5 protein-coding genes are annotated in these 4,417 nt (G+C 42.9%); 2 read left to right on the top strand and 3 right to left on the bottom strand.

Going from position 1 to position 4,417, the window contains the following annotated elements; all coding sequences use genetic code 11:
* The first annotated feature begins 703 nt into the window (after window positions 1–703).
* Both IH879_20315 and IH879_20310 read left to right on the top strand, forming a co-directional pair.
* Complete coding sequence (locus IH879_20315) at window positions 704–868, top strand: hypothetical protein (protein MCH7677273.1); 165 nt, start codon at window positions 704–706, stop codon at window positions 866–868.
* A gap of 38 nt (window positions 869–906) precedes the next feature.
* Window positions 907–1,725 (top strand): sterol desaturase family protein, encoded by an 819-nt coding sequence (locus IH879_20310; protein ID MCH7677272.1) that lies wholly within the window; start codon window positions 907–909, stop codon window positions 1,723–1,725.
* Window positions 1,726–1,783: 58 nt separating this feature from the next.
* On the opposite strand, the gene msrP is transcribed toward IH879_20310, so the two are convergent.
* From msrP to IH879_20295, 3 genes are all read right to left on the bottom strand, one after another.
* The gene (gene msrP, locus IH879_20305; GenBank protein MCH7677271.1) at window positions 1,784–2,773 is read right to left on the bottom strand and encodes a protein-methionine-sulfoxide reductase catalytic subunit MsrP; all 990 of its coding nucleotides are present in this window, start codon (window positions 2,771–2,773) and stop codon (window positions 1,784–1,786) included.
* 156 nt (window positions 2,774–2,929) lie between these two features.
* Complete coding sequence (locus IH879_20300; GenBank protein ID MCH7677270.1) at window positions 2,930–3,784, bottom strand: hypothetical protein; 855 nt, start codon at window positions 3,782–3,784, stop codon at window positions 2,930–2,932.
* 17 nt (window positions 3,785–3,801) lie between these two features.
* Window positions 3,802–4,239 (bottom strand): DM13 domain-containing protein, encoded by a 438-nt coding sequence (locus IH879_20295; protein MCH7677269.1) that lies wholly within the window; start codon window positions 4,237–4,239, stop codon window positions 3,802–3,804.
* Between the last annotated feature and the right edge of the window lie 178 nt (window positions 4,240–4,417).

The following is a 4,417-nucleotide window of genomic DNA, read 5'->3' as shown; positions in this document are numbered from 1 at the left end:
GTTGCCTCAAACTCATTTTTCTGGAAAGCAGATGAACTCGTCACTAATAATGCTGAAACGAAAAGAAGGGTAACTAACCAACCTGCGCCTAGTTTTGTCGATTTTTTCATTTGGATTCTCCTTTTCTATCTTTGACCTGATTAATCGCAGAAAGGTTTAGTGTGAAGATCGCTTATTGGTTTACTTTTCCCCATTCTCCAAAAATCCTAATTTACTTGAAAATCTTCGAAATAAGTTTAGATTCAACTGGAAACTTAAAATAGGCCATTAACCTGCATTATTCATGACCTGCATTTTAGGTACAAAACAACAATAGCAACCTGTCAAAAGTAGAGATGACATAGTTTGTAGTTCACGCTTTAGCGTGCTCATGGCAGCCTAAAGGCTGTACTACGAACATACCTCATCAGAATTTCAGAATAATGCAGGTTAATCCATGCCAATCTAAGCCCAATATATTTCTTGCTAACAAGAATTTCCCTTTTATGTTTTCTGCTTGAACGCATTGCATCATGGCGGCCCAAACAATTCTGAATCAAAAAATGGGACACTTAATTCTTTTAAATAACTGATTTGTTTTTTGGCAATCTTATTACTACTTTGGCAAAAAAAGGAATGGAAATGCAAACAAGATTAGACAGATTCGGTAGAGTCTCATCCCAAAATCGATTAGACAAAATTTGGGCCAAGACCGGGAGAAATCATGCAATTGGAGGAAGAAGGAGAAAAAATAATTCTCAAACCTGAATCTAATGTAGAATCTTTAAAGTTGAAAGATGGGGTCTTAGTATTTAGTGGGAAAATTGAAGGAGATATAACCAATACAATAAAGGAACGGATCAAACGAATTCGTCACCTCTCACCATAACTCACTTAGAAGTTTAAAAAGACATAGAGTTCGAAACCATGCCGATTTACGCACAATACTATTTCTGGTTAACCGGTATTTCTCTATTCTGCTTTCTACTTGAACGCATCGCTCCCTGGCGGCCACAACAGAAAGTTTTTCGCAGGGGGTTCCGGCAGGATGTGCTTTGGCTTGTTTTTAATGGTCATTATCTCGGACTCCTCATGGCGATCTTTACCGGGTATGTTGTGAATCTTTTTAATACCTTCCTGTACCAACTCGGCGTGCCCGTTCCCGAATCTTTAGCATTTCTGGCCGACGCGCCACTCTGGGCCCAGTTCATCATATTTTTTATTTTAAAAGATTTTATCGAGTGGAATATTCACCGCTTGCTGCATAACGTTCCGTGGCTTTGGGAATTTCACAAGCTGCACCACAGCATCGAAGAGTTGGATTGGATTGGAAATTTCCGCTTTCATTGGGCAGAAGTCATTGTCTATAAAACGCTTTCCTATTTGCCGCTCGTTATTCTTGGCATAGACGGGACTGTCATTCTCATCATTGCCATAATTGGCACACTCATGCAAGACCTCAACCATGCGAATTTGCCGATTAACTGGGGTCCTTTTAAGTACGTGATTAATTCACCTAAAATGCATGTCTGGCATCACGACGTTGAACTCCATGGTAAAGGCGGCCAAAACTTCGGCATCGTCTTAAGTGTCTGGGACTGGATTTTTAAAACAGTTTATTGGCCGGATGACGAAGAAAAACCCAAAAAGCTGGGCTTTAAAGATATGGAAACAACCTACCCGGATGGTGTGCTTAGGCGGTTTGTTTATCCTTTTTGGAGGGAAAAAAGGTATAAGGAAAAATGACTCCACAACAACGGGGAAGATCAGGTTTCGGGTTCGGGTTTTCCTTTTGAACTCGCAACTAACTCTTGTACAGATTTGCCACAAACTCCCCATATCCATTGTACGGCAAAGTCGGGATTCGCTTGCCGGTATCGATGACCCGCTCGGTTGCCTGTGACCAGCGTGGATGCGGCACTTTCGGGTTGACATTTGAGAAAAAGCCATATTCATTCGGCGCCAGATCATTCCAGAATGTCTTTGGCTGCTCGCTGACAAACTCGATCTTCACAATCGATTTTATACTTTTATAACCGTACTTCCACGGCGTAATACATCTAATTGGGGCACCGTGCTGAGTCGGCAGCGCATGTCCGTAGATTCCTGTAACCATCATCGTCAGCTCGTTCATCGCTTCTGCCATGGTCAGGCCTTCGTAATACGGCCAGGGATACCAACTTTGAGTTTTTTGGCCGATCGCTTGCTCGGGGCGCAAGAAAGTAACCATGCGAACATACTTCGCATTTGAAGTTGGTTGCACTTCGTCGATGAACTTCTTGAAGGGGAAACCGATCCAGGGCACGGTCATCGACCAGGCTTCCACACAGCGAAAACGGTAAACGCGTTCTTCTAAAGGAAAGAGTTTAATTAAATCATCGATATCAAAAGTGCGTTTTTTATGAACGTGCCCTGTGACCTCGATTTCCCATGGCCGCGTTTCAAACTTCTCTGCAAGTCTCCAGACTCTACCTTTATCTGTTGTAAACTCGTAAAAATTGTTATAAGAAGCAGCGATCTCTTCCGTTGTGATGGGTCGATCGACAGTATATTTAGAATTTCCAGACACGGGATACGGCGGACTTGGCCTGGGGATGCTTCTGCGAACTTCGCCGCTGGTATCTTGTGCGCCGGCTTCCGGGGAATTATTAAAGCAGCCCATGGCCAAGCCCCAGGCGCCCAAACCTGAATAACCCAATTTCTTGATAAATTGCCGCCGGTTAAGGTAAACATCTTCGGGAGTAGCATTTTGTTCTGCGATTTCCCAGGCTTTTGGAATTTTAATCGCTGCCATACTTTTATCTCCTATCAAAAAATTTGTAACTCAATCGTCTTCGATTGAGAACTTCGCAAACCCGGAGGTTTGCGTTACAAATAAAAAAATTCAATAACATCTAAAAACCCAAGCGACTCGATTGAGGCGCAAACGAGACGTTTGCGTTACACCATGCTATCTCCTAACAAAAACTCCAAATGAAAATGCCGGTGCAGACAGTACGTTTTCAGCTCGGGTGGCGCTTTCGATTCCCGCTGAAATTCCAAAAGTTTCATTTATTATGTAACTGACTTCAGGGCCATAGGAGAGATAACTCTGGTTGTTCGCAAATAAACCGCCCATCCCGCCCACAACTGTATCATTCCCGTTTTTGCGAGATTCGACGCCGCGAAGCTTAAAGCTAACTAAGAATTTATTGCTAAATGTATAGCCGATTTCAGCAGCATAATGCCATTCATCTGAATACCCTTTCGTTCGATTGTTGAATCCAAACTCAGCGGAGAAGTAGAGCGGTTTAGGATAGAACGAATGCCCAAACTGTGCTTTGATGAGTTGATTGAACTCACCATCGCCGGTTAGGAGACCATTGGTTTGGCTGTCATCTCCGATCGGCAGTCCAAACAAAATTTCAGCGCTTAAAACCGAGCTGCCGCCTCGCAATAAACCAAACCGTACGCCAACCTCCGAATCAGCAACCCCGGACTTTGAGTCGCCCTCAAAAAAAACAAATCCGCTGTTGCTCCCGACTTGCTTATTTAAGGTGACCCGTTTAAACATCGGCACATTGGCCACCAAAGTCAGCCGAGCAGTCAACCCGTATTCTCCATAAAAAGTCGTCGTGTAATCGCTTAAAGTCGGAATATCAATTTTATTACCGGTCGGCTCATAGAATTGGTCGGCGCGAATGAGCCTGAAAGATAGTTTGTAAAATCCCTTGCCGCGCTTTTGTGTCCATGCACCTGCGCCCACTTGATTAGCCGAGGACAGAAATAAAAATAGTAAACAAAAATAAACTATACATTTTTTCACGGGAAACTCCTATTCACTTATTTTAATTCAGCAAAGCCGAACGTGATATTAAATGGCACACAATGGATGATAACCCAATCAAAATCGCCAAGTTCAACATTTCCCGATACAGAGTAATCCTGATTCCCCGAAGTACGCTGTAAATTCCCAAGGTTTAAGCTGCCTGAGTTTCTCCCACTTGTGGTAGACAAGAACACTGCCAGCCCCGGGCCATTGCTAGATGAAAAATCACTACCAAAATTCAGCATCAAGTTACCGTTTCCTTGCTTTTCGAGCGTTGCTGTACCTCTCACATTATAAGAGGATCCGGGTTTTTGCACAAACATCCCGGTGCGGCTATCACCTGTTACTTCCATACTGGTCATTTCATCAGGAGGGTCAGTGATGAAATCTGTGCCAACGCAGCTTAGAGCAAAAACCAAAACAATTAAATTCCCAATTCCGATTTTCATCATTTAAACTTCCTTTTATATGAAAATTAATTTGCTAAAATAGCATCCTATATAAAGATATTCAACAAAAAATCCATAGACTTATAAAATAATTGCCGCCTCATTGGCACGGCACAACAAGGCGGCTTTTTTAGGTCTACTTGATGGTAGCTGAGCCGGTTGGAAATACCGAAGCGGTGTT

The sequence above is a fragment of the candidate division KSB1 bacterium genome (genome assembly GCA_022562085.1).
Taxonomy (GTDB): Bacteria; Zhuqueibacterota; Zhuqueibacteria; order Oceanimicrobiales; family Oceanimicrobiaceae; genus Oceanimicrobium.
Note: the sequence above shows the minus strand (reverse complement) of the source record. Positions and strands in the feature narration are given on the sequence as shown.